Raw genomic sequence first — 22,087 nt, forward strand, 5'->3', positions numbered from 1 at the left:
GGCTGGGGAAGGGGTGAGCGATCGGGCGCGGCGCGTCGCGGCGCGGTAGGATTGGCAGTCAGCATCGGAGAGTGCCAGTCGGGGGAAGGAGCGCGAGATGGTCTCGGATCGCGGTCTCGACGTCCTCCGGGCGATCGTCGAGGACTACGTCGCCCTCCGCGAGCCGGTGGGCTCGAAGTCGATCGTCGAGCGGCACGCCTTCGGCGTCTCCGCCGCCACGATCCGCAACGACATGGCGCTCCTCGAGGAGGAGGAGCTCATCGTCGCGCCGCACACCTCCTCGGGGCGCGTGCCGACCGACAAGGGCTACCGCGTCTTCGTCGACCGGCTGCAGCGCATGCAGCCGCTCACGCCCGCGCAGCGCCAGGCGATCGCGCGCTTCCTCGACGAGTCCGTCGACCGCGACGACGTGCTCGCCCGCACCGCGCGGCTGCTCTCGAGCCTCACGAACCAGGTCGCGCTCGTGCAGGTGCCGCTGCGGCGCCCCGGCGCCGTGCGCCGCGTCGAGCTCGTCGCCGTCACGGAGTCGAAGGTGCTCGCCGTGCTCATCCTCGACTCGGGCCGCGTCGAGCAGCGCCTGCTCGACGTCGGGCAGCGCATCGAGCCCGACCAGGCCTCGGTGCTCGGCCGCGCGTTCACCGAGACGATCGCCGAGCTCGCGCCCGCCGAGGCCGTCCAGCGCCTCTCGTCGACCGCCGCATCCGCCCCCGCCTCCATCGCCGCCGCGACCGGTGCCGTCGCGCAGACGCTGACCGAGATGCTGCAGGGTGCCGGCGGCGACCGCATCGTGATGGCGGGTGCCGCGAACCTCGTGCGTGAGGAGCGAGACTTCCAGGGCACCGTGACGCCCGTGCTCGACGCGATCGAGGAGCAGGTGACGCTGCTGCGCCTCTTCGACGAGATGGGCTCCGAGGGAGAGGTCGCGACCCGCATCGGGCGCGAGCTCTCGGGGCCGCTCGGGGAGGCGGCGGTCGTGGCATCGACCTACACCGCCGACGGCAGCGAGGGGCACGTGGGCGTCCTGGGCCCGACCCGGATGGACTACGCAGGGAACATGGCCGCGGTGCGCGCAGTGGCGCGCTACCTCACGCGGCTGCTGAGCGAGGACTGAGTGAGCGACCACTACGAGACACTCGGCGTCGAGCGCGACGCCACGCAGGACGAGATCAAGAAGGCGTACCGCCGCCTCGCGCGCGAGCTGCACCCCGATGTCAACCCGAGCGAGGACGCGGCGGAGCGCTTCAAGGACGTCACGCACGCCTACGACGTGCTCGGCGACCCGCAGTCGCGCGCGGAGTACGATCGCGGGCCCTCGCTCGGCGGCGGGAGCTTCGGATTCGGCGACATCTTCGAGCAGTTCTTCGGCGGCGGCCGCTCGGCCGGCCCGCGCTCGCGGCGCCAGCCGGGGCAGGACAGCCTGCTGCGCGTCGACCTCGACCTCGCCGACGTCGTCTTCGGCGTGCACCGGGAGCTGCGCGTGCAGACGGCCGTGCTGTGCGAGACGTGCGACGGCGCGTGCACGGCGCCCGGCACGAGCCCGCAGCGCTGCACGATGTGCGGCGGCTCCGGTCACGTGCAGCGGCAGGTGCGGTCGCTGCTCGGCAACGTCGTCACGTCGCAGCCGTGCGCGGCGTGCCAGGGCTACGGCAGCATCATCCCCGAGCCGTGCCCGACGTGCGCCGGCCACGGCCGCGTGCGCGCCGAGCGCACGATCCCGGTCGACATCCCCGCGGGCGTCGACACGGGCCTGCGCATCCAGCTGCCCGGCCAGGGCGAGGTCGGCGAGGCCGGGGGACCGGCCGGCACGCTCTACCTCGAGATCAACGTGCGCCACCACGATGTCTTCTCCCGCTCGGGCGACGACCTGCTCGGCACGCTCGAGGTGTCGATCTCGGACGCGGCGCTCGGCGCGCGCAGCACCGTCGAGGGCATCGACGGGCCGGTCGAGGTCGAGGTGCGCCCCGGCACGCAGTCGGGCGACGTCATCACGATCGGCGAGCGCGGCGTCTCGCGCCTGCGCGGCGCCGGTCGCGGCGACCTCAAGCTCGGCGTGCAGGTCGTCACGCCGCAGCGCATCGACCGCCGCACGGAGGAGCTGCTGCGCGAGCTGCGCGACCGCACGAAGGCGCCCGCGCCGCAGCTCGCGCAGTTCAAGCAGGGACTGTTCGCGAAGATGCGCGACCGCTTGCGCCTCTGATGGCCCACTGCTACTGGCACGACGCGCTCGCGGGCGCCGAACCGGGCGCCGTGGTGACGCTCGAGGGCGAGGAGGCGCACCACGCCGCCGTCGTCTCGCGGATGCGCCGCGGCGAGCGCGTGCTCGTGAGCGACGGCGCGGGGACGCTCGCCGAGGGGATCATCGACCGCGTCGAGCGCGACGGGGTCGACGTCGTGCTGCAGCGCGTCGAGGCGGTGCCGCAGCCGAGCCCGCGCATCGCGCTCGCCCAGGCGCTCGCGAAGGGCGACCGGGCCGAGCTCGCCGTGCAGGCCTCGACCGAGCTCGGCGTCGACGCCATCGTGCCGTGGCAGGCGCGGCGCAGCGTCGTGCAGTGGAAGGGCGATCGCGGCGACAAGGCGATCGAGCGCTGGCGGCGCATCGTCCGGGAGGCGGGCAAGCAGGCGATCCGCGCGCGGCTGCCCGAGGTGACCGGCGTCGTCGACACCGCGGGACTCGCGGCGCTCGGCGCGCGATGGCAGCTCGTCGTGCTCGACCCGACCGCGCCCGCCTCGATCGCGGAGGTGCCGATCGAGCGCGACGCGCTGCTCGTCGTCGGGCCCGAGGGCGGCATCGACCCGGGCGAGCTCGAGGCGCTCGACGCGGCCGGCGCCGTGCGCGCTCGCATGGGCGACCACGTGCTGCGCACGTCGACCGCTGGCCTCGCGGGGCTCGCTGCCCTCTCGCTGCGGCTCGGGCGCTGGTGAGCCGGGCGCGGGTAGGCTGACTGCCATGGCTGAGCCCACCGTGTTCGAGCGGATCGTCGCCCGAGAGATCCCGGCGGAGATCGTCCTCGAGACCGACCGCATCATCGCCTTCACCGACATCGCGCCGCAAGCGCCGATGCACGTCGTCGTGACGCCGAAGTCTGCGCAGTACCGCGACGTCGTCGAGCTCGCGGCCGGCGATCCCGACCTCATGGCGGAGATGGTGCAAGCGGCGCAGGCGATCGCCCGGGAGCGCGCCGAGGGCGACTTCCGGCTGGTGTTCAACACCGGCGAGCTCGCCGGGCAGACCGTCTTCCACGTGCACGCGCACGTGCTCGCCGGCGCACTCGGAGAGGGATCGCTTGCCTGACGCAACCCGTTCGATCGAGATCGACGGCATCGAGATGGTGCGGCTGCTGGGGCCGCAGGACCGGCTCCTCACGCGCCTCGAGCACGAGCACCCCGACGTGCGCGTCGCCGTGCGCGGCAACCTCGTCACGCTCGAGGGCCCCGAGCAGGACGTCGAGGTCGCCGGCCGGCTCGTGCAGGAGCTCGTCGACCTCGTGCGGCAGGGCACGGCCCTCAGCCAGACGGAGGTCGCCGAGGGCAGCCGCATCCTCCGGCAGGACAGCTCGCGGAGCCTCGCCGACGCGATCGGCGAGGTGATCCTCACGAGCAAGGGCAAGTCGATCCGCGCGAAGACCGAGGGCCAGCGCGCGTACGTCGAGTCGATCGATGCGCACACGATCGTCTTCGGCATCGGCCCCGCCGGCACGGGCAAGACCTACCTCGCGATGGCCAAGGCGGTGCAGGCGCTGCACCGCAAGGAGGTCAGCCGCATCATCCTCACGCGTCCCGCGGTCGAGGCGGGAGAGCGGCTCGGCTTCCTCCCGGGCACGCTCACCGACAAGATCGACCCCTACCTCCGGCCGCTCTACGACGCGCTCAACGAGATGATGGATCCCGAGCTCGTGCCGAAGCTGCTCGCGACCGGCGTCGTCGAGGTCGCACCGCTCGCCTACATGCGCGGCCGCACGCTCAACGACTCGTTCATCGTGCTCGACGAGGCGCAGAACACCACCCCCGAGCAGATGAAGATGTTCCTCACGCGCCTCGGCTTCGGCTCGAAGATGGTCGTCACGGGCGACGCGACGCAGGTCGACCTGCCCGCCGGCACCTCTGGGCTGCAGGTCGCGCAGCAGGTGCTCGGCAAGATCGACGACATCCGCTTCGCGATGCTCACGAGCGCCGACGTCGTGCGGCACACGCTCGTCGGCGAGATCGTCGACGCCTACACGGCGCACGACCAGAAGGTCATGGCGCGGCAGGCCCGTCAGGGCCAGCCGACGCACCACTCGCGGCGAGGGCGGCACTGATGTCGATCGACCTCTTGAACGAGGCGGATGCGTCGGTCGACGAGGCGCAGCTCGTGCGGCTCGTCGCCCACCACCTCGAGAAGCTCTTCGTGCACCCCGACGCCGACGTGTCGATCGCGCTCGTCGACGTCGGCGCGATGGAGCAGCTGCACGTGCAGTGGATGGACGAGCCCGGCCCGACCGACGTGCTCTCCTTCCCGATGGACGAGCTGCGTCCCGGCAGCCACGACCGGCCGGCGCCCGCCGGCCTGCTCGGCGACATCGTGCTGTGCCCCGAGGTGGCGCAGCAGCAGGCGCTCGAGGCGAACCACTCGCTCATGACCGAGCTGCGGCTCCTCACGACGCACGGCCTCCTGCACCTGCTCGGCTTCGACCACGCCGAGCCCGCGGAGCGCGACGAGATGTTCGAGCTGCAGGACACGCTGCTCGCGGCGTTCGAGGCGGCCGACAGCGGCACGCCCGGCCGCGTCCGCTGATGTTCGAGGTCGTCCTCTTCGTCGTCGCAGGGCTGCTGATCGTCTTCGGCGCCTGGCTCGCCGCGTGCGATGCGGCGCTCGGGGTCGTCTCGCGCGCCGAGCTGCAGGAGGCGGCGGTCGCCGCCCGCCGCGGCAGGAAGATGCTCGCGATCGCCGACGACCTGCGCGGCCACGTCATGACGCTCCAGTTCGGACGCATCATGTGCGAGACGATCGCGGCGGTGCTCGTCGCGCTCGCGGTCGACTCGCTCGTCACGGAGTGGTGGATCACGCTGCTCGTCGCCGGCGGCGTCATGATCGTCGTCTCCTTCGTGCTCGTCGGCACGAGCCCGCGCGCCGTCGGCCGACAGCACGCCGTCGCGCTCCTGCGCGCATCCGCCGGCTTCCTGCGGTTCTGGCGCGTGCTGATGGGACCCATCGCGATGCTCGTCGCGACCGTGGGCGAGAAGGTGACGCCCGGCCGCCAGCGCGAGATCGCGTTCACGACCGAGGCGCAGCTGCTGTCGATGGTCGACGCCGCAGCCGAGAGCGACGTGCTCGAGGACGAGGACCGCGAGCTCATCCACTCGATCTTCGAGTTCAACGAGACGCTCGTGCGCGAGGTGATGGTGCCGCGCCCGGACATGATCGTCGTCGAGCGCGACGTGACCGCGCAGGATGCGCTCCGGCAGTTCCTCGACAACGGCCTCTCGCGCATGCCGGTCGTGGGGGAGTCGACCGACGAGATCCTCGGCATCCTGTACCTGCGCGACGTCGTGCGCTCCCGCACGTGGCGGCCCGACGCATCCGAGACCGCCGAGGAGCTCGCGCGCCCCGCGCTGCTCGTGCCGGAGTCGAAGAAGGCCGACGACACGCTCGCGCTCATGCAGGCCGATCGCGTGCACGTCGCGATGGTCGTGGACGAGTACGGCGGCATCGCCGGGCTCGTGACGCTCGAGGACCTCGTCGAGGAGCTCGTGGGCGAGATCCACGACGAGCACGACCGGGGCCGCAGCGAGGTCGTCGAGGTCGGCGACGGCTCGTGGCGCGTCTCGGCGCGGCTGCAGATCGACGAGCTCGGCGACCTGTTCGACCTCTCGCTCGACGACGAGGAGGTCGACACCGTCGGCGGGCTCGTGCAGAAGGAGCTCGGGCGCATCGCCGAGGTCGGCGACGTCGTGCACGTCGCGGGGCTGCGCATCGAGGTGCGCTCGCTCGACGGCCGCGGCCGGCGCGCGGGCGAGATGGAGGTCTCGCGCATCGTCGAGGCCGAGACGACGGCGGAGGCCGAGGCATGAGCGAGCACCGGAGCGGATTCGTCACCTTCGTCGGGAGGCCGAACGCGGGCAAGTCGACGCTCATGAACGCGCTCGTGGGCGAGAAGATCGCGATCACGTCGTCGAAGCCGCAGACGACGCGCCACGCGATCCGCGGCGTCGTGCACCGCGACGACGCGCAGCTCGTCATCGTCGACACCCCGGGCATGCACAAGCCGCGCACGCTGCTCGGCAAGCGGCTCAACGCCGTCGTGCAGACGACGCTCGGCGACGTCGACGTCATCTGCCTGTGCGTGCCGGCCGACGAGCCGCTCGGCCCCGGCGACCGCTACATCGACCAGCAGCTCGAGGGCTTCCCGCGCGCGAAGAAGGTCGCCGTCGTGACGAAGACCGACGCCGCCTCGAAGGAGCGCGTCGCGCAGCAGCTGCTCGCGGTGAGCGAGCTGCGCGAGTGGGATGCGATCGTGCCGCTGTCGTCGGTCGCGGGCCACCAGCTCGACGTGCTCGTCGACGCGCTCGTCGAGCTGCTGCCCGAGGGGCCGCCGCTCTACGAGGCCGAGACGACGACCGAGGAGCCGCTCTCGGTGCGCATCGCGGAGCTCATCCGCGAGGCGGCGCTCGAGGGTGTGCGCGACGAGCTGCCGCACTCGATCATGGTGACGCTCGACGACATCGTGCGCCGCGAGGACCGCGAGCTCACCGACGTCTACGCGAACCTCTGGGTCGAGCGCGACAGCCAGAAGGGCATCATCATCGGGAAGGGCGGCTCGCGGCTGCGGCAGGTGGGGGCGGATGCGCGGCGCGAGATCGAGCGCATCGTCGGCACCCAGGTGCACCTCGACCTGCGCGTGAAGGTCGCGAAGGAGTGGCAGGGCGACCCGAAGCAGCTGGGCCGCTTCGGGTTCTGACCTGCGGGTGCGGGCGAGCGCCCGGCTTGTCCCCCTCCCGGATGATTCCGCGCCCGCGCAGGCCGACGCATCCGCTGCCCGCCATACGCTGGCAGGCGTGACCGCCGACACCCTCGCGCCCGACGCGCAGCCCGCCGTCCCGGCGCGGGCGCGCGCCGCGCTCGATCGCGACGCGCTCCGCACCGACGGCCTCATCGCGGCCGTCACGCTCGGCATGCTCGCGGTGCCGACGCTGCTCATCGGCGGGCTCTTCTTCAACTGGGGCTGGCACTGGCTGCTGCTCGTGATCGAGACCGCCGCGATCGGCGCGGCGATCCTGGCGCGCCGCCGCTGGCCGCTGCTCGCGCTCGCCGGGCTCGTCGCGCTCGCGGCCGTGCACGTCGCGCTCGCCGCACCGCTCTTCCCGGTCTGGTTCGCGGTGCTCGTGCCGCTCTACTCCGCCGGTCGCTTCTGCCGCTGGCCCGGCAGGCTCGCGGCGGCCGGGCTCTCGCTCGTCGCCTCGGTGCTCGCGGCCTACTGGATCACGACCACGGGCGGACTCGCCGGCTACTCGCCCGGCGTGCTCGTGCCCTTCGACGAGGTGCTGCGGCTCGCGGTGGTCGTGTGGGTGCCGCCCATGCTGCTGTTCTCGATGACGATCCTGATCGGCTGGGGCGTCTCCTCGGTCGCGCGCTCGGAGGCCGCGGTCCAGGTCGCGCAGGTCTCGAGCCGGCGCGCGACCGAGCAGGAGGAGCGCGCCGCCCTCGCTCGCGACATGCACGACGTCGTCGCCCACTCGCTCGCGGTCGTCATCGCGCAGGCGAACGGCGCACGCTACACGCGAGACCCCGCGGTGAAGGACGCGACGCTCGAGACGATCGCCGGCACCGCGAAGCAAGCGCTCGGCGACGTGCGGCTGCTGCTCGCGCAGCTGCGCCACAGCGAGGCGCCCGACCCCGTCGCGTCGCTCGACGACGTCGACGCTCTCGTCGAGAGGATGCGCGGCAGCGGCCTCGACGTGCGGCTCGAGCGGGTGGGCGGCCGGCCCCCGCTGCCGCGCACGGCCGACATCGCCGCCTACCGGATCCTGCAGGAGGCGCTCACGAACGCGCTGCGGCACGGCGATCGCGACCAGCCGGTGCACGTGCGGCTCATGACGCTCGGCCCTGGCATCGTGATCGACGTGCACAACCGACTCGCCGCCGCGCCCGGCCCCGTCGGCCACGGGGTGAGCGGCATGCACGAGCGCGCGAGGCTCGCGGGCGGCGACGTCTGGACGGGCATCGAGCACGACTGGTTCCGCGTGCGCGCAGCGTTCCCGGCGGGGCTCGCATGATCCGCGTCCTCATCGTCGACGACCAGGCGCTCTTCCGCAGCGGCATCCGCATGCTCATCGAGTCGCAGCCCGACCTGCAGTGCGTCGGCGAGGCCGCCGACGGCGCGCAGGCCGTGCGACTCGCCGAGGCGCAGCAGCCCGACGTCGTGCTCATGGACGTCCGGATGCCCGTGCTCGACGGCATCTCGGCGACCGACCGCATCGTGCGGGCGCAGCCCGATGTGCGGGTGGTCGTGCTCACGACCTTCGACCTCGACGAGGCGGCCGCCCGCGCCATCCGGGCCGGCGCCTCCGGCTTCGTGCTGAAGGATGCCGAGCCCGAGCTCGTGCTCGCCGCGATCCGCACGGTGCACGCCGGCAACGAGGTCGTCGCGGCGAGCGCGACGCGCGAGCTGTTCAAGGCGTTCGGCCGCCAGCGGCAATCGGCGCCGGCGGCCTTCGCCGAGCTCACCGAGCGCGAGCGGCAGATCTTCGCGCTTGCCGCGAAGGGCCTGTCGAACACCGAGATCGCCCGCAGCGAGTTCGTCTCGGAGGCGACGGTGAAGACCCACGTCTCGCGCATCCTCGGGAAGCTCGGCCTGCGCGACCGCGTGCAGCTCGTCGTCTTCGCCTACGAGCACGGGCTCACGGGCGAGTCGCGCTGACCGCGCCGCGTCGCATGCACGTCGACGAGCTCGGGCAGGCGGATGCGCCGGCGCTCCTGCTGCTGCACGGCGGCGGGGTCGCCGGCTGGATGTGGCGACCGACGCTTGCCGCGCTGCGGACCCCCGTGCGCGCGCTCGTGCCCGACCTGCCCGGGCACGGGCGCAGCGCCACCGAGCCCTACCGCTCGCACGCCGACACCGTCGCCCGGCTCGAGGCGCTGCTCGAGGAGCGCGCGCCCGGGGGCGCGGTCATCGCGGGCTTCTCGCTCGGCGCGCAGCTCGCGGTGCTGCTCGCCGCCCGCCGCCCCGAGCTCGTCGCCGACGCGGTCGTCGTGAGCGCGCAAGCGAGGCCGCTGCCGCTCGCAGGCCCGACGCTCGCGCTGCTCGGGCTCACCGCGCCGCTCGCGCGCGTGCCGTGGTTCGCAAGGCTGCAAGCCCGCGAGCTCCTCGTGCCCGACGAGCTGCTGCCCGAGTACGTCGCGGGCAGCGCCGCGATCACGCGCGCGACGCTCCTCGCGAGCGTGGGGGAGAACCTGCGCTTCACCGTGCCGGACGGCTGGGGCGCGAGCGGCAGTGCGCTCGTCATCGTCGGCGGCAGCGAGCGGCGCGTCATGCGCGACTCGGCGAGGCTCCTGCACGACGCGCACCCGCGCAGCGAGCTGCGCGTCGTCTCCGGCGCCGGCCACGGGCTGCCGCTCGAGCACCCGGAGCGCATGGCCGCGATGCTCGACGAGCGGCTCGCGCGGCTCGACGCGTGACGGGCGGATGCGCGGCTGATCCTGCGCTGATCATCCTGCGTGGATCATCCCGGCGGATGACCTCGGTTCCGGCTCCGGGCTGACGACGCGCGTGAGCGCCGGCCCTTGACTGGGAGCATGCCCAGCAACGCTCTCCCGTCCTCGCACGCCCTCCTGCTGCGCGGCGTCACGAAGCGCTACGGCACCGGCGCCGCCGCCGTCACCGCGCTCGACGGCGTCGACCTCGTGATCGAGCCCGGTTCGATCACCGCCGTCATGGGCCCGTCCGGCTCGGGCAAGTCGAGCCTCCTGCACCTCGCAGCCGGCCTCGACGCGCCGAGCGCCGGCGACGTCGTCATCGGCGGCCGATCGGTCGTCGGCCTCGACGACGACGCGCTCACGGCGCTGCGCCGCGACGAGGTGGGCGTGGTCTTCCAGTCGTTCAACCTCGTGCCGAGCCTCACCGCGCTCGAGAACGTCGAGCTGCCCGCGCGCCTCGCGGGGCGCGCGCCCGACCACGAGCGCATCGCCGCGCTGCTCGACGACCTCGACGTCGCGGCGCTCGCCGAGCGTCGCCCGCACGAGCTCTCGGGCGGCCAGCAGCAGCGCTTCGCGATCGCCCGCGCTCTCGCGCAGCGACCCGCGATCGTCCTCGCCGACGAGCCGACCGGAGCGCTCGACTCCGCGACCTCCCGCGAGGTGCAGGACATCCTCGTCGCGAGCGCCGCGGCCGGGCAGGCGATCGTCGTCGTCACCCACGACCCCGCGGTCGCCGCTCGCGCCGAGCGCATCGTGCTGCTGCGCGACGGCCGCATCGAGGAGGAGCTGCCCGCGACCGACGCCGCGACCGTCGCCCAGCGCATGTTCGAGGCCGCCCGATGAGCGGCACCGATCCCCGCGCCTCACGCTCGGGGCTGTGGCTCGCGTTCGCCGTCTCGGCGCTCGCCGCGGGCTTCGGCACCGCGCTGTCGACCGTCATGGAGCACGCCGCGCTCGAGCTGTACGGCGAGGCGCTCATCGCAGGCAGCGAGACCGGACGGCTGCTGCTCGCGCTCGCGCAGTCGCTCCTCATCGGCGTCTCGATCGTCGTCGGCGCGATCGTCACCCGGCAGGCGCTGACGGGCGCGGTGGAGGACCGCCGCGCGGAGATCGCGCTGCGGCGGCTCCTCGGGGCGTCCTCCCGCGCCGAGCGGCGCCGCCTGCTCGGGGGCTTCGCCCTCGTCGGCGTGGGAGGCGCCGCGGCGGGCTGGGTGCTCGGCGTCGGCGGCGCCGCGCTCGCGAGCGAGGCCTTCGCGGCGCTGCCCGAGGGGCTCGACCTGCGCGGCCTGCCCGTCGTCGAGCCGTGGGCCGCGGTGCCCGCCGTGATCGTCGCGGTCGCAGGGGTGCTCGCGGCGATGATCGCGACGCGCTCGGTGCTCTCGGTCTCGCCGCTCGAGGCGCTCCGCAGCGCAGGCGTCGACGTCGAGACGACGGTCGAGCGCCGCCGCACCGGCGGCGTCGTGACACTCGTGATCGGCGCCGTGCTGCTCGCCGCCGCGGTGCTGCTCGGCCCGCTCTCGCCGCTCGCCGTGCTCGTCGGCTTCGTCGGCGGCGTCGTGGCCACCGCCGGCATCGTCGCGCTCGCGCCCGCGATCGCCCCGCCGCTCGTCGCGCTCGCGTCGCGGGCGCTCGGGCGGAGCGTGCCCGCGCGAGCCGCGGCCGGCACGCTCGCGACGCATCCGGGACGCACGTCGGCCCTCGTGCTCTCGCTCTTCGCGGGGACGGCGGTCGTCACGATGATGATCGCGGCGGGCTCGTCGCTCACGACCGCGGCCCACACGATCGAGCGCGACCCCTTCTTCCAGCAGCAGCTGCGCGAGCTGATCGTCGGCGTCACGAGCGTCGTCGCCGGCATCGTCGGGTTCTCGGGGCTGCTCGGCATGCTCGGCTTCGTCGCGTCGATGCTGCTCTCGGTGCGCCGCCGCACGCGCGAGATCGGGCTGCTGCGCACGCTCGGCCTCCGCCGCGGCCAGACGCGCTCGATGCTGCTCGCCGAGGCGGGTGCCATCACGATCGTCGCGGTCTCGACCGGCTTCGCGGTCGGCACGCTCTACGGCTGGGTCGGCGCGCACGCGATGCTCTCGTCGGTGCAGGGCGTCGTCTCGACCGCGCCGTCGCTGCCGTGGCAGCTGCCGCTCGCGCTCGCGGCCGTCGGCCTCGCCGTCGCGGTGGCGACGAGCGTCCCGGCGGGGCAGCGCGCGGCGCGCATCGCACCGCTCGCCGCGGCCGCCGCGGAGTGACGCACCCGGCGCCGCACGGGCGCCGGGTGTAGTCTGATCGCATGCAGAGCGTGCTGCTCCTTCGTCGCCGCGGCGAGGCCTGAACCCCGGGCTCCCTCGTCGCGGAGGCTGTCCTGCCCGGACTACAGGAGCAAGCGACAGGAGCGATCGATGAAGAACATGCAGCAGCCGTCCGGGATGCCGGCGCACCGCTACAGCCCGTACCACGAGCAGATCAAGGTCGAGCTGCCCGACCGCACGTGGCCCTCGAAGCGCATCGAGCGCGCGCCCCGCTGGTGCGCCGTCGACCTGCGCGACGGCAACCAGGCCCTCATCGACCCGATGACGCCCGACCGCAAGCTGCAGATGTTCCAGCTGCTCGTGCGGATGGGCTACAAGGAGATCGAGGTCGGGTTCCCGTCGGCGAGCCAGCTCGACTTCGACTTCGTGCGGAAGCTCATCGACGAGGGACTCATCCCCGACGACGTCACGATCCAGGTGCTCACGCAGTGCCGCGACCACCTCATCCGCCGCACCTTCGAGGCGATCGAGGGCGCGAAGCAGGCGATCGTGCACATCTACAACTCGACGAGCGTGCTGCAGCGCGACGTCGTCTTCCGCTCCGACCGCGAGGGCGTCAAGCAGATCGCGATCGACGGCGCGAAGCTGTGCCTCGAGCTCGAGGGGATGCTCGGCGACACGAAGGTCTTCTACGAGTACAGCCCCGAGTCCTACACGGGCACCGAGCTCGACTACGCGCTCGAGGTCTGCAACGCGATCATCGAGACGCTCGACGCGCGCCCCGAGCGGCCCGTCATCATCAACCTGCCCGCGACCGTCGAGATGGCGACGCCCAACGTCTACGCCGACTCGATCGAGTGGATGCACCGCCACCTCGCGCGCCGCGAATCGGTCATCCTCTCGCTGCACCCGCACAACGACCGCGGCACGGGCGTCGCGGCCGCCGAGCTCGGCTACCTGGCCGGCGCCGACCGCATCGAGGGCTGCCTGTTCGGCAACGGCGAGCGCACCGGCAACGTCGATCTCGTCGCGCTCGGCCTCAACCTGCTGACGCAGGGCATCGACCCCGAGGTCGACTTCTCCGACCTCGACGGCATCCGCCGCGTCGCCGAGCACTGCAACCAGCTGCGCGTGCACGAGCGCAGCCCGTGGGCGGGCGACCTCGTCTACACCGCCTTCTCGGGCTCGCACCAGGACGCGATCAAGAAGGGCTTCGAGCGGATGGCCGACGACGCTGCCGCCGTCGGCAAGCACGTCGACGACATGCCGTGGGCGGTGCCGTACCTGCCGATCGACCCGAAGGACGTCGGCCGCACGTACGAGGCCGTCATCCGCGTCAACTCGCAGTCGGGCAAGGGCGGCGTCGCCTACCTGTTGAAGACCGACCACGGCCTCGACCTCCCGCGCCGGCTGCAGATCGAGTTCTCGAACGTCGTGCAGGCGCGCTCGGACAGCGAGGGCGGCGAGGTCTCGAGCGACGAGATCTGGACGATCTTCGGCGACGAGTACCTGCCGAGCGACCCGGCGACGGGCGCAGCCCAGTGGGGGCGCTTCGAGCTCGTGACCTTCGAGACCACCTCGTCGCACGAGGGCTCCGCGCAGCTGCACGCGCGGCTCCGCGACGGCGAGAGCGTGCGCGACGTCGCCGCGAGCGGCAACGGCCCGATCGACGCGATGCTGCAGCTGCTGCGCGGCGAGGGCGTCGACGTCGCCCTCACCGACTACGTCGAGCACACCATGAGCGCCGGCTCCGACGCGACCGCCGCGTGCTACATCGAGCTCGCGGTCGCCGGCAACGCGGTGTGGGGCGTCGGCCTCGACCCGAGCTCGACCTCGGCGGCGCTCAAGGCGATCGTCTCCGGCGTCAACCGGGGGCTGCGCATCCACGACCGCAGGGTGCAGCCGGTCGGCTGAGCCGTGCCCACCTACCGCGACGAAGGCGTCGTCCTCCGCACCCACCAGCTGGGGGAGGCCGATCGCATCGTCACGCTCCTGACGCGCGAGCACGGCAAGGTGCGCGCCGTCGCGCGGGGCGTGCGGCGCACGTCGTCGCGGTTCGGGGCCAGGCTCGAGCCGTTCATGGTCGCCGACCTGCAGCTCGCCGTCGGCCGCAGCCTCGACATCATCACGCAAGCGGTGACGCTCGGCGCCTACGCGCCGGTCATCGTGGCCGACTACCGCGCCTACACCGCGGCGACCGCGATGGTCGAGACCGCCGACCGGCTGACCGATGAGGACGGCTCCCGCCAGCAGTACCTGCTGCTCGTCGGCGCGCTCCGCTCGCTCGCGCGCGCCGAGCACGATCCGTCGCTCACGCTCGACTCCTACCTGCTGCGGGCGCTCTCGATCGCGGGCTGGGCACCGTCGTTCGGCGATTGCGCCGTGACCGGCGAGCCCGGCCCGCACCGCGCGTTCGTGCCGCAGCTCGGTGGCATGGTCTCCGACGAGGCGGCCCCGCCGGGCGCGCTCCGCATCGACCCCGCGACGCTCGAGCTGCTCGGGGCGCTGCTGACGGGCGAGTGGCAGGTCGCGGAGGCGTCGCCCGCGGGTGTGCGCACCCGCGCCTCTGGCGCGGTCGCGGCCTACGTGCAGTGGCACCTCGAGCGCGGCTTGCGCTCGCTCGAGCACGTCGATCGAGGAGCGCGGTGAGCGAGCTCAGGCCCATCGACTGGACGGGCCAGCAGCCGCCGCAGTACCCCGCCGGCAGCCTGCCCTCGCACGTCGCGATCATCATGGACGGCAACGGCCGCTGGGCCAACCAGCGCGGGCTCACGCGCACGCAGGGGCACGCGGCGGGGGAGGAGCGGCTGCTCGACGTCGTCGCCGGCGCGCTGCAGGTCGGCATCCAGCACCTGTCGGTCTACGCCTTCTCGACCGAGAACTGGAAGCGCAGCCCCGACGAGGTGCGCTTCCTCATGGGCTTCAACAAGGACGTGCTGCGGCGCCAGCGCGACCAGCTGGATGCGTGGGGCGTGCGGGTGCGCTGGGCCGGCCGTCGGCCGCGGCTGTGGCCGAGCGTCATCCGCGAGCTCGAGGAGGCTGAGCGCCGCACGTCCGGCAACCGGGCGATGACGCTCCAGATGTGCGTCAACTACGGCGGCACGCACGAGATCGCGGATGCGGTGCGCTCGATCGCCGAGGACGTCGCGGCCGGGCGCCTCAAGCCGTCGGGCATCGACGACAAGCTCGTGCGCCGGCGCATGTACAACCCCGACATCCCCGACGTCGACCTCTACATCCGCTCGTCGGGCGAGCAGCGCATCTCGAACTTCCTGACGCTGCAGGGCGCCTATGCCGAGATGGTCTTCCTCGACCGGCTGTGGCCCGACTTCACGCGCGAGGACCTCTGGGAGGCGCTCGACCAGTACACGGGCCGCGACCGGCGCTTCGGCGCGGCGGTCGACGCCCCGACCCGCTGAGACCTCCCGTTGATCCAGTAGCGGCCGAGGCCTTCTCCCGTTGATCGAGTAGCAGCCGAGGCCTTCTCCCGTTGATCGAGTAGCGACCGGAGGTCGCGTATCGAGATCGTCTCGATACGGCCCTGCGGGCCTACTCGACGAGCGGGGAAGGGTCGCTCGAGGCGGTCAGGGGATAGGCGACGGCACGGCGTCCGGCGATGCGCTGAGCCGCTGCCGCCATGGGTGGTCGTCGGCGAGGCGCTCGATGACCCACGCGCGCGCCTCGTCGTCGAGCGCGGGCAGCGCGTCCTCGAGCCACGAGACGTCGGCTCGCTCCGCAGCGGCGTAGGCGAGCACGATCTGCGGCTTCGCGTAGCGGATGCCGTCCTTCTCGAAGAGCGCGTCGTCGAGCGGCATCGTGACGGCGGTGTCGCGCCGGAAGCGCCACGACTCCGTGTCGCTCGGGTCGAGCAGGATCTCGTACTCCCACTGGCCGTAGGCGCTGCGGCGCAGCCAGATGCTCGTGGTGCCGATCGGCAGCACGTCGGAGTCGTGGGGCCGCAGCGGCTTGAGCGCGCCCTGGAAGGCCGACCACAGCTGCCAGCGGCCGCCGAGCCAGCCGCGCAGCAGGCTCAGCTCGCTGCGCGGGATGACGATGTCGATGTCGGTGCGCGGTCGCTCGATGCCGGTCGCGGCGCCGATCGCCCAGCTGCCGCCGATCCACCAGGAGCCGGAGTAGCCGTCGAGCAGCTCTGCGGCGTCGGACGGCCAGCGCTCCGCCCAGGCGCCGTAGAGCTCGCGACCTTCCTCGCTCTGCATCCGACCTCCTCGCACACGACGGGGCGCCCGCGCCCCGAGAGAAGACCCTATCTCAGCGACGCTTGGCGACACCCTGCACAGCACACTTCGAGCGCGGGCGGCGGTGCCCGCCGCGCTCGGTAGAATCGAGCTTCACGTGTCGCGCCGCGATCCAGCTGGCGCGCGCAGCCGCATCCTCGAGGAGCATCCGTGGTCCAGAACCGTCTCGACGCCGTCATCAGCCTCGCGAAGCGCCGTGGCTTCGTGTTCCAGGCGGGCGAGATCTACGGAGGCTCCCGCTCGGCGTGGGACTACGGGCCCCTCGGCGTCGCGCTCAAGGAGAACATCAAGCGCCAGTGGTGGAAGACCTTCGTGCAGGGCCGCGACGACATGGTCGGCCTCGACTCGTCCATCATCCTGCCCTCGGCCGTCTGGAACGCATCCGGTCACGTCGCCACGTTCACCGACCCGCTCGTCGAGTGCCTGCAGTGCCACAAGCGGCACCGGCAGGACCACCTCGAGGAGGCGTTCGAGGCGAAGAAGGGGCGCAAGCCCGAGTCGATGGCCGACATCACGTGCCCCGATTGCGGCACGACCGGCAAGTGGACCGAGCCGCAGCTGTTCTCGGGTCTCATGAAGACGTTCCTCGGCCCCGTCGACAACGAGGCCGGCCAGCACTACCTGCGCCCCGAGACGGCGCAGGGCATCTTCGTGAACTTCTCGAACGTGCTCACGGTCTCGCGCAAGAAGCCGCCGTTCGGCATCGGCCAGGTCGGCAAGGCGTTCCGCAACGAGATCACGCCCGGCAACTTCATCTTCCGCACGCGCGAGTTCGAGCAGATGGAGATCGAGTTCTTCACGCACCCCGACGAGGCGGCCGCATGGTTCGACCGCTGGGTCGAGGCGTGCTGGGACTGGTTCGTCGACCTCGGCGTCGACCCGGCGAACATGCGCCGCTTCGACGTGCCCGAGGAGGAGCGCGCGCACTACTCGGCCGGCACGATCGACGTCGAGTACCGCTTCGGCTTCCAGGGCTCGGAGTGGGGCGAGCTCATGGGCATCGCGAACCGCACCGACTTCGACCTCTCCTCGCACTCGGAGGCCTCGGGCAAGGACCTCGTCTACTTCGACCAGGCGTCGGGGGAGCGCTACACGCCGTACGTCATCGAGCCGTCGTTCGGCCTGACCCGCAGCCTCATGGCGTTCCTCGTCGACGCCTACGTCGAGGAGGAGGTGCCGAACGCGAAGGGCGGCACCGACACCCGCACGGTGCTGCGCCTCGACCCACGCCTCGCGCCCGTGAAGGTCGCCGTGCTGCCGCTGTCGCGGGGCGAGAAGCTCTCGCCGCTCGCGCGCGACATCGCCGCGGGCCTCCGCAAGCACTGGGCGATCGACTTCGACGACGCCGGCGCGATCGGCCGCCGCTACCGCCGCCAGGACGAGGTGGGCACGCCCTTCTGCGTCACCGTCGACTTCGACTCGCTCGAGGACGGCGCCGTCACGGTGCGCGAGCGCGACTCGATGCAGCAGCAGCGCGTCGCGATCGACGACCTCGAGGCGCACCTCGCGCAGGGGCTCGTCGGAGCGTGACGGCAACCGTGAGCACGCCGGCGCTGTCGATCGGGCCGATCGGCCTCGACTCGCCGGTCGTGCTCGCGCCCATGGCCGGCATCACGAACACCGCGTTCCGGCGGCTGTGCCGCGAGTACGGGGCGGGGCTCTACGTGAGCGAGATGATCACGTCGCGCGCGCTCGTCGAGCGCACCCCCGAGACGATGCGGCTCATCAGCCACCACCCCTCCGAGTCGCTGCGCTCGGTGCAGCTCTACGGCGTCGACCCGAAGACGGTCGAGACGGCCGTCGGCATCCTCGTCGACGAGGACCGCGCCGACCACATCGACCTCAACTTCGGCTGCCCCGTGCCGAAGGTGACGCGCCGCGGCGGCGGCAGCGCGCTGCCGTGGAAGCGCGACCTGTTCGGCGCGATCGTGCGCCGCGCGGTCGAGCGAGCGGGCGACATCCCGGTGACCGTCAAGATGCGCATCGGCATCGACGACGAGCACATCACCTACCTCGACGCCGGCCGCATCGCCGAGGACGCGGGCGTCGCCGCGGTCGCGCTCCACGGCCGCACGGCCGCGCAGCACTACTCGGGGAACGCCGACTGGACGGCGATCGCGAAGCTCAAGCAGGCCGTCACGTCGATCCCCGTGCTCGGCAACGGCGACATCTGGCAGGCAGAGGATGCGCTGCGCATGGTCGACGAGACCGGCGTCGACGGCGTCGTGGTCGGCCGCGGCTGCCTCGGCCGCCCGTGGCTCTTCGGCGACCTCGCCGCGGCGTTCGCGGGCTCCGACACCCGCTACCGCCCGGGCCTCGGCCAGGTCGCGGACGCGTTCCGCCGCCACGCGGAGCTGCTCGTCGAGTTCTTCGGCGAGGAGGACCGCGCGTGCCGCGACATCCGGAAGCACGTCGCGTGGTACTTCAAGGGCTACCCGGTGGGCGGCGACGCGCGCCGCGAGCTCGCGGCGGTCGAGTCGCTCGCGCACATGGACGAGCTGCTCGGCCGGCTCGACCGCGACATCCCCTACGTCGCCGAGGGCATCGAGGGCCAGCGCGGCCGAGCCGGCAGCCCCCGCACGCCCGCGCTGCCCGACGGCTGGCTCGACAGCCCCGAGCTCACGCCCGCCCAGCGCGAGGCGCTCATCGAGGACGAGAGCGATACCCGTGGCGGCTGACGCGCGCGGCACGGTGTCGTCGGGCACGGCGTCGTCCGGCTACGGCGACCACGACGTCGAGCGCCGGCTGCCCGAGACGCACTCCTCGTCGCGCACCGACTTCTCGCGCGACCGCGCGCGCCTCACGCACTCGAGCGCGTTCCGCCGCCTGGGTCAGAAGACGCAGGTGCTCTCGCCCACGATGGGCTTCGACGACTCGCGCACGCGCTTGACCCACTCGCTCGAGGTCGCGCAGATCGGGCGCGAGATCGCGGGCGAGCTCGGCCTCGACCCCGACGTCGTCGACACCGCGTGCCTCGCGCACGACATCGGTCACCCGCCCTTCGGCCACAACGGCGAGAAGGGCCTCAACGAGTGGGCGCTCGGCATCGGCGGCTTCGAGGGCAACGCGCAGACGCTCCGCGTCATCACGCGCCTCGAGCCCAAGGTGATCCGCGAGCAGCCGTACGGGCTCAACCTCACGCGCGCGAGCGTCGACGCGGCCTGCAAGTATCCGTGGCCCGCCGCATCCGACGTCCACGACGCATCCGGCCGCATCAAGTTCGGCTACTACGACGACGACCGCGAGGCGTTCGAGTGGATGCGCGAGGGCGCCCCCGAGGGACGCCCGAGCATCGAGGCGCAAGCGATGGACCTCGCCGACGACATCGCCTACTCCGTGCACGACTTCGAGGATGCGGTGGTCGGCGGCTACGTCGACGTCGCGAAGCTGCAGAGCCGGGTCGGGCACGACGAGCTCGTCTCGATGATGCTCACGTGGGTCGGGCCGGAGTACACGCGCGACGAGCTGCTCGACGCCTTCGACCGGCTCGACGACCTCGAGACGTGGCTGCGCTCGTTCGACGGCTCGCGCGCCGACCACGCGCGGCTGAAGAACCTCACGTCGAAGCTCATCGGGCGGTTCGCGAACGCGGCGATCCGGCTCACGCGCGAGGCGCACGAGGGGCCGCTCGCCCGCTTCGGCGGCACGATCGAGGTGCCGCGCGAGGTGCGCGCCGAGATCGCGGTGCTCAAGGGCACGGCGGCGAGCTTCATCCTCGCCGAGCGGCGCCAGCCGATCTACGCGAGCCAGCGGCGCATCCTGAAGGAGCTGTGCGATGCGCTCGTGCGGCTCGGGCCGTCGGCGCTCGATCGCGCCTACGCCGACGACTGGGCGGCCGCGCCCGACGACGCCGCGCGCGCCCGCGTGGTCGTCGACCAGGTCGCGAGCCTCACCGATCGCGGCGCGTTCGCGTGGCACGAGCGCTACGTGGGGGATTGAAGCGGCCATGGCGGGCAGGATCCGGCGCAGCGACATCGACGAGCTGCGATCGCGCATCTCGATCGTCGACGTCGTCGGCGAGCACGTCACGCTGAAGTCGGCGGGCGTCGGCAGCATGAAGGGGCTCTGCCCCTTCCACGACGAGCGCACGCCGTCGTTCCACGTGCGGCCGGCCGTCGGCCGCTACCACTGCTTCGGCTGCGGGGAGGACGGCGACGCCTTCCAGTTCGTCATGGCGATGGACCACACGTCGTTCCAGGAGACGGTCGAGCGCTTCGCGGCGCAGCTCGGCTACACGCTCCACTACGAGGACGGCAAGCCGCAGGAGGAGACGAGCGGCCGCGTGCGGCTGCTCGCCGCGAGCCGCGACGCTGAGGCGTTCTTCCGCGAGCAGCTGCTCACGCCCGCCGCGGCGCTCGGGCAGCGCTTCCTCGGCGAGCGCGGCTTCGACCTCGCCGCCGCCGAGCGCTTCGGGGTCGGCTTCGCGCCGCAGTCGTTCGACGCGCTCAAGCACCACTTGCGCGGCAAGGGCTACACCGAGGCCGAGCTGCTCGGCGCGGGTCTGCTGAGCGAGGGCCAGCGCGGCAGCTACGACCGCTTCCGCGGCCGGCTCGTGTGGCCCATCCGCGACGTCACGGGCGCGACGGTCGGCTTCGGCGCCCGTCGGCTCTCCGACGACGACAAGGGCCCGAAGTACCTCAACTCGCCCGAGACGCCGATCTTCCGCAAGAGCCAGGTGCTCTACGGCCTCGACCTCGCCAAGCGCGACATCGCCCGCGGCCACGAGGCGGTCGTCGTCGAGGGCTACACGGATGTCATGGCGTGCCACCTCGCGGGGGTCACGACCGCGGTCGCGACGTGCGGCACCGCCTTCGGCGTCGACCACATCAAGGTGCTGCGGCGCGTGCTCGGCGACGTCTCGACGACCGACACCCGCTCGCTCGGCCGGGTCATCTTCACGTTCGACCCCGACGAGGCTGGCCAGCAGGCCGCGGCGCGCACGTTCGCCGAGGAGCAGCGCTTCGCCGCCCAGACGTTCGTCGCGGTGCCGCCGCAAGGGCTCGACCCGTGCGATCTGCGGCTCGAGCGCGGCGACGACGCGGTGCGCAAGCTCGTGCAGCAGCGCCGGCCGCTGTTCGAGTTCATGCTGCGGCGCATCGTCGCCGAGCACGACCTCGAGACGGTCGAGGGCAGGGTCGCGGCGATGCGCCGCGCGGCGCCCGTGCTGCTGTCGATCCGCGACCGCGCGCTCGCCGACGGCTACGTGCGCACGGTCGCGGGCTGGCTCGGCGTGAACCCCGACGAGGTGCGGCGAGCGGTGCGGCAAGCGGCGCCCCGGCCGACGCCGACGCCGGGCGACCGGCCCGCCGAGGCCGGCCCCGCGCATCCGCCCCCCGACGTCGCCCTGCAGCAGCTCGAGCGCGACCCGGCGTCGCGGCTCGAGCGCGATGCGATCGCGGCGCTCCTGCAGCAGCCGGCGGTCGTCGGGCGCGACCTCGCGGCGCGCGGCGCATCGGCGTACATCGCGAACCCGTCGCTCGCGGTGGTGCGCGACGGCATCCTCGCGTCGCTCGATCGCATCGAGGCGCCCGACTTCTCGGAGCACGTCGCGCAGGCGGTGCCGGCCGAGCTCGTGCCGCTCGTGCGCACGCTCGCGATGGCGCCCATCCCGCAGTCGTCGAAGGAGGGGGTGCGCGCCTACGTGCAGGGCATCGTCTCATCGCTCGTCGACCGCGACATCCTGCGGCGGAAGGCCGAGATGCTCGGCAGCCTGCAGCGGCTCGGGGCGAGCGACCCGGAAGGCTCGAAGCGGCTGCAGGAGCAGCTGCTCGAGCTCGAGCGCGAGCGGCGCTCGCTGCGCGAGGAGGTGTAGCGGCGGGCGTCAGCGCCCGTGGTCGGGAGCGGCGACCGCGCGCTCCTTGCGACGATCCTCGGCCTGGATCGCCTCGAGCTCGCCGGGCTCGAGGTCCGGACAACCG

21 protein-coding genes are annotated in these 22,087 nt (G+C 72.9%); 20 read left to right on the forward strand and 1 reads right to left on the reverse strand.

Features of this window, described 5'->3' with window-relative positions:
- The first annotated feature begins 97 nt into the window (after nucleotides 1–97).
- The 16 genes from hrcA to ACP7BI_RS11780 all read left to right on the forward strand — a co-directional run bounded on the left by hrcA (nucleotide 98) and on the right by ACP7BI_RS11780 (nucleotide 15,332).
- Complete coding sequence (gene hrcA / locus ACP7BI_RS11705; protein ID WP_425846455.1) at nucleotides 98–1,111, forward strand: heat-inducible transcriptional repressor HrcA; 1,014 nt, start codon at nucleotides 98–100, stop codon at nucleotides 1,109–1,111.
- Nucleotides 1,112–2,197 (forward strand): DnaJ C-terminal domain-containing protein, encoded by a 1,086-nt coding sequence (locus ACP7BI_RS11710; protein WP_425846457.1) that lies wholly within the window; start codon nucleotides 1,112–1,114, stop codon nucleotides 2,195–2,197.
- Nucleotides 2,197–2,922 (forward strand): 16S rRNA (uracil(1498)-N(3))-methyltransferase, encoded by a 726-nt coding sequence (locus ACP7BI_RS11715; RefSeq protein WP_425846459.1) that lies wholly within the window; start codon nucleotides 2,197–2,199, stop codon nucleotides 2,920–2,922. The genes ACP7BI_RS11710 and ACP7BI_RS11715 overlap by 1 nt, the downstream gene beginning before the upstream one ends.
- A 25-nt stretch (nucleotides 2,923–2,947) precedes the next feature.
- A complete protein-coding gene (locus ACP7BI_RS11720; protein WP_425846461.1) occupies nucleotides 2,948–3,292 on the forward strand; it encodes a histidine triad nucleotide-binding protein in 345 nt (114 codons plus the stop codon).
- A 34-nt stretch (nucleotides 3,293–3,326) separates the two neighbouring features.
- A complete protein-coding gene (locus tag ACP7BI_RS11725) occupies nucleotides 3,327–4,298 on the forward strand; it encodes a PhoH family protein (protein ID WP_425846678.1) in 972 nt (323 codons plus the stop codon).
- On the forward strand, nucleotides 4,298–4,774 hold the full coding sequence (ybeY, locus tag ACP7BI_RS11730; RefSeq protein WP_425846464.1) for an rRNA maturation RNase YbeY: 477 nt from the start codon (nucleotides 4,298–4,300) through the stop codon (nucleotides 4,772–4,774). Before ACP7BI_RS11725 ends, ybeY begins: the two co-directional genes overlap by 1 nt.
- Entirely contained in the window at nucleotides 4,774–6,051 is a 1,278-nt protein-coding gene (locus tag ACP7BI_RS11735; RefSeq protein ID WP_425846466.1) for a hemolysin family protein, read from the forward strand. The genes ybeY and ACP7BI_RS11735 overlap by 1 nt, the downstream gene beginning before the upstream one ends.
- On the forward strand, nucleotides 6,048–6,938 hold the full coding sequence (era, locus tag ACP7BI_RS11740; protein ID WP_021011327.1) for a GTPase Era: 891 nt from the start codon (nucleotides 6,048–6,050) through the stop codon (nucleotides 6,936–6,938). The genes ACP7BI_RS11735 and era overlap by 4 nt, the downstream gene beginning before the upstream one ends.
- 97 nt (nucleotides 6,939–7,035) lie before the next feature.
- On the forward strand, nucleotides 7,036–8,253 hold the full coding sequence (locus ACP7BI_RS11745) for a sensor histidine kinase (protein ID WP_425846468.1): 1,218 nt from the start codon (nucleotides 7,036–7,038) through the stop codon (nucleotides 8,251–8,253).
- Nucleotides 8,250–8,897 carry a response regulator gene (locus ACP7BI_RS11750; protein ID WP_425846471.1) on the forward strand — a complete coding sequence of 216 codons (648 nt, stop codon included), beginning with the start codon at nucleotides 8,250–8,252 and terminating at the stop codon, nucleotides 8,895–8,897. The genes ACP7BI_RS11745 and ACP7BI_RS11750 overlap by 4 nt, the downstream gene beginning before the upstream one ends.
- Before the next feature lie 14 nt (nucleotides 8,898–8,911).
- Complete coding sequence (locus ACP7BI_RS11755; RefSeq protein WP_425846473.1) at nucleotides 8,912–9,655, forward strand: alpha/beta fold hydrolase; 744 nt, start codon at nucleotides 8,912–8,914, stop codon at nucleotides 9,653–9,655.
- Between the two features lie 117 nt (nucleotides 9,656–9,772).
- A complete protein-coding gene (locus tag ACP7BI_RS11760; protein WP_425846476.1) occupies nucleotides 9,773–10,516 on the forward strand; it encodes an ABC transporter ATP-binding protein in 744 nt (247 codons plus the stop codon).
- Complete coding sequence (locus tag ACP7BI_RS11765) at nucleotides 10,513–11,913, forward strand: FtsX-like permease family protein (RefSeq protein ID WP_425846479.1); 1,401 nt, start codon at nucleotides 10,513–10,515, stop codon at nucleotides 11,911–11,913. Before ACP7BI_RS11760 ends, ACP7BI_RS11765 begins: the two co-directional genes overlap by 4 nt.
- Nucleotides 11,914–12,063: 150 nt before the next feature.
- Nucleotides 12,064–13,827, forward strand: a complete 1,764-nt coding sequence (leuA, locus tag ACP7BI_RS11770; protein WP_425846482.1) for a 2-isopropylmalate synthase — start codon at nucleotides 12,064–12,066, stop codon at nucleotides 13,825–13,827.
- 3 nt (nucleotides 13,828–13,830) lie between these two features.
- Nucleotides 13,831–14,562 (forward strand): DNA repair protein RecO, encoded by a 732-nt coding sequence (gene recO / locus ACP7BI_RS11775; RefSeq protein WP_425846485.1) that lies wholly within the window; start codon nucleotides 13,831–13,833, stop codon nucleotides 14,560–14,562.
- The gene (locus ACP7BI_RS11780; protein ID WP_425846488.1) at nucleotides 14,559–15,332 is read left to right on the forward strand and encodes an isoprenyl transferase; all 774 of its coding nucleotides are present in this window, start codon (nucleotides 14,559–14,561) and stop codon (nucleotides 15,330–15,332) included. Before recO ends, ACP7BI_RS11780 begins: the two co-directional genes overlap by 4 nt.
- Before the next feature lie 165 nt (nucleotides 15,333–15,497).
- Here the strand turns inward: ACP7BI_RS11780 and ACP7BI_RS11785 are convergent, their stop codons facing one another.
- The gene (locus ACP7BI_RS11785) at nucleotides 15,498–16,130 is read right to left on the reverse strand and encodes a hypothetical protein (protein ID WP_425846491.1); all 633 of its coding nucleotides are present in this window, start codon (nucleotides 16,128–16,130) and stop codon (nucleotides 15,498–15,500) included.
- Between the two features lie 189 nt (nucleotides 16,131–16,319).
- On the opposite strand from ACP7BI_RS11785, the gene ACP7BI_RS11790 reads away from it, so the two are divergent.
- Genes ACP7BI_RS11790 through dnaG form a run of 4 tightly spaced genes read left to right on the forward strand, consistent with a single transcriptional unit; the run spans nucleotide 16,320 to nucleotide 21,981 of the window.
- Nucleotides 16,320–17,699 (forward strand): glycine--tRNA ligase, encoded by a 1,380-nt coding sequence (locus ACP7BI_RS11790; RefSeq protein ID WP_425846494.1) that lies wholly within the window; start codon nucleotides 16,320–16,322, stop codon nucleotides 17,697–17,699.
- Between the two features lie 8 nt (nucleotides 17,700–17,707).
- Nucleotides 17,708–18,847, forward strand: a complete 1,140-nt coding sequence (gene dusB / locus ACP7BI_RS11795) for a tRNA dihydrouridine synthase DusB (protein ID WP_425846497.1) — start codon at nucleotides 17,708–17,710, stop codon at nucleotides 18,845–18,847.
- Nucleotides 18,837–20,108, forward strand: coding sequence for a deoxyguanosinetriphosphate triphosphohydrolase (locus tag ACP7BI_RS11800; protein ID WP_425846500.1), 1,272 nt, complete (start codon nucleotides 18,837–18,839; stop codon nucleotides 20,106–20,108). The genes dusB and ACP7BI_RS11800 overlap by 11 nt, the downstream gene beginning before the upstream one ends.
- 7 nt (nucleotides 20,109–20,115) lie before the next feature.
- Nucleotides 20,116–21,981 (forward strand): DNA primase, encoded by a 1,866-nt coding sequence (gene dnaG / locus ACP7BI_RS11805; protein ID WP_425846503.1) that lies wholly within the window; start codon nucleotides 20,116–20,118, stop codon nucleotides 21,979–21,981.
- Nucleotides 21,982–22,087: the final 106 nt, after the last annotated feature.

The sequence above is a fragment of the Agrococcus sp. TSP3-2-1 genome (genome assembly GCF_049897585.1).
Taxonomy (GTDB): Bacteria; Actinomycetota; Actinomycetes; order Actinomycetales; family Microbacteriaceae; genus Agrococcus.

Bases quoted from the DNA above. Each gene is read 5' to 3' on its own strand.
- hrcA (WP_425846455.1), top strand. From the start codon at position 98: ATGGTCTCGGATCGCGGTCTCGACGTCCTCCGGGCGATCGTCGAGGAC.
- ACP7BI_RS11715 (WP_425846459.1), top strand. From the start codon at position 2,197: ATGGCCCACTGCTACTGGCACGACGCGCTCGCGGGCGCCGAACCGGGC.
- ACP7BI_RS11720 (WP_425846461.1), top strand. From the start codon at position 2,948: ATGGCTGAGCCCACCGTGTTCGAGCGGATCGTCGCCCGAGAGATCCCG.
- ACP7BI_RS11725 (WP_425846678.1), top strand. From the start codon at position 3,327: ATGGTGCGGCTGCTGGGGCCGCAGGACCGGCTCCTCACGCGCCTCGAG.
- ybeY (WP_425846464.1), top strand. From the start codon at position 4,298: ATGTCGATCGACCTCTTGAACGAGGCGGATGCGTCGGTCGACGAGGCG.
- ACP7BI_RS11735 (WP_425846466.1), top strand. From the start codon at position 4,774: ATGTTCGAGGTCGTCCTCTTCGTCGTCGCAGGGCTGCTGATCGTCTTC.
- era (WP_021011327.1), top strand. From the start codon at position 6,048: ATGAGCGAGCACCGGAGCGGATTCGTCACCTTCGTCGGGAGGCCGAAC.
- ACP7BI_RS11750 (WP_425846471.1), top strand. From the start codon at position 8,250: ATGATCCGCGTCCTCATCGTCGACGACCAGGCGCTCTTCCGCAGCGGC.
- ACP7BI_RS11755 (WP_425846473.1), top strand. From the start codon at position 8,912: ATGCACGTCGACGAGCTCGGGCAGGCGGATGCGCCGGCGCTCCTGCTG.
- ACP7BI_RS11760 (WP_425846476.1), top strand. From the start codon at position 9,773: ATGCCCAGCAACGCTCTCCCGTCCTCGCACGCCCTCCTGCTGCGCGGC.
- ACP7BI_RS11765 (WP_425846479.1), top strand. From the start codon at position 10,513: ATGAGCGGCACCGATCCCCGCGCCTCACGCTCGGGGCTGTGGCTCGCG.
- leuA (WP_425846482.1), top strand. From the start codon at position 12,064: ATGAAGAACATGCAGCAGCCGTCCGGGATGCCGGCGCACCGCTACAGC.
- ACP7BI_RS11785 (WP_425846491.1), bottom strand. From the start codon at position 16,130: ATGCAGAGCGAGGAAGGTCGCGAGCTCTACGGCGCCTGGGCGGAGCGC.
- dnaG (WP_425846503.1), top strand. From the start codon at position 20,116: ATGGCGGGCAGGATCCGGCGCAGCGACATCGACGAGCTGCGATCGCGC.